General features: G+C 70.2%; 1 protein-coding gene. It reads right to left on the bottom strand.

The annotated features are described in order from the left end of the window. Window positions 1-255, bottom strand: a 255-nt coding sequence (locus DNK49_RS23710; protein WP_424445312.1) for an electron transfer flavoprotein subunit beta/FixA family protein, incomplete at both ends; no start/stop codon positions are given.

Below are 255 nucleotides of genomic sequence, written 5' to 3'. Positions count from 1 at the left end.
CCAGCTGGGCCACATCGGCCACCCGCACCCCGGCGCTGCGCTTGGGCGGCTCGGCAACCTTCAGCGTGCTCAGCCGCGGGGCCACATCCACGCCCAGCTCGGCCGGCTTGACGGTGTCCAGCGGCTTTTTCTTGGCCTTCATGATGTTGGGCAGCGTCGCGTAGCGCGGCTCGTTCAGGCGCAGGTCGGTGGTGACCACCGCCGGCAGCTGGATCGACAGCGTCTCCAGCCCGCCGTCGATCTCGCGCATGACGC

The sequence above is a fragment of the Parazoarcus communis SWub3 = DSM 12120 genome (assembly GCF_003226565.1).
Lineage (GTDB): Bacteria > Pseudomonadota > Gammaproteobacteria > Burkholderiales > Rhodocyclaceae > Parazoarcus > Parazoarcus communis.
Note: the sequence above shows the minus strand (reverse complement) of the source record. Positions and strands in the feature narration are given on the sequence as shown.